Source organism: Oleiphilus sp. HI0125 (genome assembly GCF_001635355.1).
The window spans coordinates 1-971 of record NZ_LWGF01000938.1 but is presented as its reverse complement, the minus strand read 5'-3'; the positions used below and the strand labels follow the sequence as shown (position 1 = coordinate 971).

Here is a 971-nt window from a genome sequence, read left to right as displayed (position 1 = left end):
ACTATTCTGATTTTGTCGGACCTTTAAGTACCGACAAAATCATCTCTGCCGCATACAAAGACATTTCTTCCACCGCCTCAAGGCTCACAAACACGCCATCTGTTTTTAAACGACACAAGCCATGTAAGGTCGCCCATGTCGTTTGCGACATACGCGTTGCATCAAACGAAGACGGCATCCCACCCTGCTCTTTTAACTGACTAATAATTTTTGTATAGCGTCGAAAGGTTGCATGACCTTTTTCCGTCAACTCTGGTGAAGGTTCGTTCCGCCATGTCACCGCACCAAACATCAATTCATACTTCTCAGGGTTCTCTGCTGCATAACGCACATAGGCAATCACGTAGTCTTTAAGCCTTTGTTGAATCGATGCGGGATCATCACTCAAACCCGACTGATCAAGCAAAGCATTTAAATCATCAAAAGACCGTTCAGCCACCGCGCACAGCAATGCATGTTTAGACGAAAAATGGTGATATGGCGCTTGGCGCGACACATTCGATCGCTCCGCCAACTCACGCAAGGTCAAACCCGCAATACCTCGCTCGCTCATCAAGGCTTCGGCATTTTCCAACAAGGTGTTACGCAAATCCTGATGATGGTAGGTGTTTTCGTTTTTATTACTGCGGGTGCTTTTTTTCATGTTGGCGAAGATAACAAATCAATCTTGACACTGTCAAAATAGATGTTATCTTGACGACGTCAAGTTAAGTTTTACGCTATTTATATTCTGAGAGGTCAGGCTTTATGAGCAACCAACCATACCCACACATGCTGGAACCATTAGACCTAGGTTTCACCACGCTTAAAAATCGCGTCATTATGGGATCAATGCATACCGGCCTAGAAGACCGATTCTGGCAAATGGACAAGCTCGCAGCCTACTTCGCGGAACGTGCAAAAGGTGGCGCAGCACTCGTGATCACTGGCGGCTACAACCCAAACAAACGTGGTTGGTTCTACCCTACTTC

The 971-nt window shown here is 46.1% G+C and carries 1 protein-coding gene and 1 pseudogene; one reads left to right on the top strand and one right to left on the bottom strand.

The features are described 5' to 3' along the window. Position 1: 1 nt before the first annotated feature. Positions 2–643: a TetR/AcrR family transcriptional regulator gene (locus A3762_RS16150; protein ID WP_068476508.1), complete on the bottom strand. Its 642-nt coding sequence runs from the start codon at positions 641–643 to the stop codon at positions 2–4. 104 nt (positions 644–747) lie between these two features. On the opposite strand from A3762_RS16150, the pseudogene fadH reads away from it, so the two are divergent. Continuing rightward, positions 748–971, top strand: a pseudogene (gene fadH, locus A3762_RS16145) (NADPH-dependent 2,4-dienoyl-CoA reductase); the annotation flags it as partial.